5 protein-coding genes and 2 pseudogenes are annotated in these 3,384 nt (G+C 31.5%); 2 read left to right on the top strand and 5 right to left on the bottom strand.

What is annotated here, in order from left to right:
- A pseudogene (locus HALSAC_RS14595) lies at positions 1-778 on the top strand (IS3 family transposase); the annotation flags it as partial.
- Between the two features lie 116 nt (positions 779-894).
- On the opposite strand, the gene HALSAC_RS0100400 reads toward HALSAC_RS14595, so the two are convergent.
- From HALSAC_RS0100400 to HALSAC_RS0100385, 5 genes are all read right to left on the bottom strand, one after another.
- A complete protein-coding gene (locus HALSAC_RS0100400) occupies positions 895-1,092 on the bottom strand; it encodes a hypothetical protein (RefSeq protein ID WP_027338593.1) in 198 nt (65 codons plus the stop codon).
- Positions 1,093-1,301: 209 nt separating this feature from the next.
- Positions 1,302-1,661 carry a response regulator transcription factor gene (locus HALSAC_RS0100395; RefSeq protein ID WP_211231274.1) on the bottom strand — a complete coding sequence of 120 codons (360 nt, stop codon included), beginning with the start codon at positions 1,659-1,661 and terminating at the stop codon, positions 1,302-1,304.
- Positions 1,662-1,742: 81 nt separating this feature from the next.
- The gene (locus HALSAC_RS16740; RefSeq protein ID WP_211231273.1) at positions 1,743-2,117 is read right to left on the bottom strand and encodes an ABC transporter transmembrane domain-containing protein; all 375 of its coding nucleotides are present in this window, start codon (positions 2,115-2,117) and stop codon (positions 1,743-1,745) included.
- A gap of 29 nt (positions 2,118-2,146) precedes the next feature.
- Complete coding sequence (locus HALSAC_RS16735) at positions 2,147-2,350, bottom strand: cysteine peptidase family C39 domain-containing protein (protein ID WP_084804235.1); 204 nt, start codon at positions 2,348-2,350, stop codon at positions 2,147-2,149.
- Between the two features lie 72 nt (positions 2,351-2,422).
- Positions 2,423-2,743 carry a hypothetical protein gene (locus tag HALSAC_RS0100385; protein WP_027338590.1) on the bottom strand — a complete coding sequence of 107 codons (321 nt, stop codon included), beginning with the start codon at positions 2,741-2,743 and terminating at the stop codon, positions 2,423-2,425.
- Positions 2,744-3,001: 258 nt separating this feature from the next.
- On the opposite strand from HALSAC_RS0100385, the pseudogene HALSAC_RS0100380 reads away from it, so the two are divergent.
- Positions 3,002-3,384, top strand: a pseudogene (locus HALSAC_RS0100380) (transposase); the annotation flags it as partial.

The following is a 3,384-nucleotide window of genomic DNA, read 5'->3' as shown; positions in this document are numbered from 1 at the left end:
AAAAGAAAACCAAGTAAAAGAGAAGAAGAAAATGAAACTTTAAAATTTAAGGTAGCTCAAATATATTGGCAGAGCCGTGGGACTTATGGTAGCCCTAGAATCTACAAACAGCTTAAGAAAGAAGGCATTATATGACAATAAAAAACGAGTAGAAAGATTAATGAAAGTATTAGGATTAACAGACTATACAAAAGCGTAAATTCAAAGTTACAACAAATTCTAATCATAACCTGCCAATAAAAGATAATATTCTTAACCGAGAATTTGATGTATCTCAAAAAATAAAGTCTGGGTCTCAGACATCACATATATTCCTACTCAGGAAGGTTGGCTTTACCTTGCTGTCATAATAGATCTATATTCTCGTAAAGTTGTTGGTTGGTCAATGGATAGCACAATGAAAAAGAATCTTGTAATAAATGCTCTTAATATGGCTCTAAACAATCGCCAAGTCTCAAGAGGACTTATATTTCATTCAGATCGAGGAAGTCAGTACGCTAGTATAGAATTTCAAGAACTATTAATTGAAAATGGATTTAAATCATCAATGAGTCGTAAGGGTAATTGCTGGGATAATGCAGTGTCAGAAAGCTTTTTTGGAACATTGAAAACAGAATTAATTCATCATAATAACTATATAACAAGAGCTCAAGCAAGAAGAGATATATTTGAATATATTGAAGTCTTTTACAATAGATTTAGAATGCACTCGACTTTAAATTATAAAAGTCCAGAAAAATACGAAAACGAGAGAAAAGCCACTAAACTTAGTGTCTAATTTAATGGGGGAACCTCACTTTTACATATAATTAATTACTATTATTTTGATTACATTTCTATATGAAAATTGTGCTCGCGACTAGTAGCAATCGGAGCACAACTTTTAAAAAATGATTATTTACTATCTACTAGTAGCATATGCTGCTCCACATGCCATTCCAGTAGAAGATCCAGCAATCTTAGCAGCAGCAGTTTTACCTGCAAGAGAACACACAATTTTTTTCCAACCACTGCTCCTACATACATAGAGCCTATTGTAAAAAGTGAGCCACCATCAACAACCATCAATTCTTTCTCATTCAATCTCTTCATTAACCCTCACCCCCCTTAAAACTTATTATATTTACCCCTTGAGAAGTATTACATTAGTCATTTTACCATCATTATCCTGATATATAAACTACCCAAAAGGGTAGTCTTTTTCTTGAAATTGACTTTTCACTACCCATTTGGGTAGTTTTTGTGCATAATTTTTGCAAGACTACCCAAATGGGTAGTCTGTTCTGACTATCATCTCATAATCAAATCTCCTCCAAAGAAATCAATCCCCTTCTTACTCCCTCTAAAACAGCCTCAACTTTAGAGTTAACACCTAGCTTATCAAAAATCCTACTCTTATGATACTTGGTATTACTTTTAGAACAGCATAACTTATCTGCTATCTCACCCCTTTTTAACCCTTTAGCCATCAACTCTAAGATTTTTATTTGAACATCGTTTAATTCTATCTGCCCTTTCTTATCAAATAAGCTACTCTTCCTTCTTATAAAGCTATTTACTACCTTATCTCTAAGTAATATAGCTATAGCCATTAACTCCTTTTTTAGCTTCACATCTATAGTTGACAGATCTAGATAACCGATTATTTTATTTTCAGCCAAAATAAGCAGAGCATAGCAGTACCAACCCTTAAGAAAATCACAGTAGTGCTCCTTTGATCTTAAATAAACATCCCTCTTTAGCTACATTGCCATTGATATAGCATCTCTAATCTTGGAAGCATCATTTAAACGCGATAGTATCTCCCCAACCTTTCTTGAATCAAAAAAGGACATGAGAAGTTCTAAGACATGTTGATAATAATTTAATATAAGTGCAATATCTATCTTTTGACTCAAATAAAGCAATAGATGGCTCCTAAAAGCATTCATCGCCACCTGAAGTATGGTTAAAATCACGATACCTGTCGATACTATATGTAAGTTCCTCACTAGACCATCTGCTAAGACGGTATCTATCAAGTATTTAAAGTAAAAATCACCTGCTAGTCCCATTAAAGTGTACAGAATAGATGATAAGAATATCTCTATCAATAACCTCTTGTGAGGTAGAATCAACCCAAAAAAGCGGGCCAACAAGCCCGTGGTTACGGCACCCCTTTGTAATTTTTCTGTCGGTTCAAAAAAATACCCATCCTAGCTATCTCATTAATCTTCACAATTGGAATCTTCAAGTCATAATGTTTTGCTATCATTGCTGAGGAAGTTGGACCACAATCGGTGATGTCGTGTTGTTTGATAGCATAGTATTTTTTGAACTTTCTTTTTATCTTTTTTATTAGCTTTTTCATTATATATCACGTTAATAAAATATTTATTATTTGCCTATAATTTTATCTTTAACTTATTATTCTAAATAAAAATTATCCTAAAACATATAAAATAATAAATATAACACTACCCAGTAAAATAGTAGAAGAAAGGTTTAACTCTTCTCTTTCTTTAAACATAAATAAACCTGAAATTCTTTTTAATATAGGGTAATCTTTCAAACCAAATTTACGTTCATAAGTACTTATCATCTCAAAGATAATAAAAATAGAAAAAATAAAAATTGCTCCTATAGGTGTCTTTATAATTGATTTTACCTGCATACCAGTTTTATCTATCATTTCGACAATTAATAGAAAACTTAATATTTGTAACCAACTACCTAAAAATGCTTTTAAAAAATTTTTCTTCATATCGTCTCCTTCCTTACCTTAACTGATAAACTAACTCTACTATAAAAAATCACATTCCAAACTGATTAATGTAACTTATTGATCTTAAACTAGTGGTATATTTGAACTAAATAAGATATTAGTTTCAATTAACAATGTAAATTATAGCACCTGTTAATCAATATAAGTATTTTTACTTATTTATAACTTTAATCTTCCCCCTATTTGTTAGACAGTGAGTTAAGGTGTATAATAAAGTTATTCAAAGGGGGAATACACATGAGCAAACCTAAAATAAAACGTGATGAACAATTTAAACGTGATGCTGTTGAATTAAGTCTTAAATCTGATAAAAATTGTAAAGATATTGCTGAAGATTTAGGTGTTAGTTATAATGCACTAATTAGATGGCGTAAAGAGTATAGAGACAAGGGTAATTTAGCTTTCCCAGGCAATGGTAAACAAAATCTTTCTCCTGAAGAACAAGAGATTATAAAACTAAAAAAAGAACTAAAAATTGCAAAAGAAGAACGCGACATTTTAAAAAAGGCGGTAAGCATCTTCTCGAAGAAACCACAGTAAAATATGGTTTTATCCGAGATCACAGCAATGAATTTGCTGTGGAGAGGATGTGTAAAGTTTTAGAAGTATCTCGGTCAGGA

Origin of the sequence: Halonatronum saccharophilum DSM 13868 (genome assembly GCF_000517025.1) — a bacterium.
Classification (GTDB): Bacteria; Bacillota; Halanaerobiia; order Halobacteroidales; family Halobacteroidaceae; genus Halonatronum; species Halonatronum saccharophilum.
Note: the sequence above shows the minus strand (reverse complement) of the source record. Positions and strands in the feature narration are given on the sequence as shown.

Bases quoted from the DNA above. Each gene is read 5' to 3' on its own strand.
- HALSAC_RS0100400 (WP_027338593.1), bottom strand. From the start codon at position 1,092: ATGAAGAGATTGAATGAGAAAGAATTGATGGTTGTTGATGGTGGCTCA.
- HALSAC_RS16735 (WP_084804235.1), bottom strand. From the start codon at position 2,350: ATGAAAAAGCTAATAAAAAAGATAAAAAGAAAGTTCAAAAAATACTAT.
- HALSAC_RS0100385 (WP_027338590.1), bottom strand. From the start codon at position 2,743: ATGAAGAAAAATTTTTTAAAAGCATTTTTAGGTAGTTGGTTACAAATA.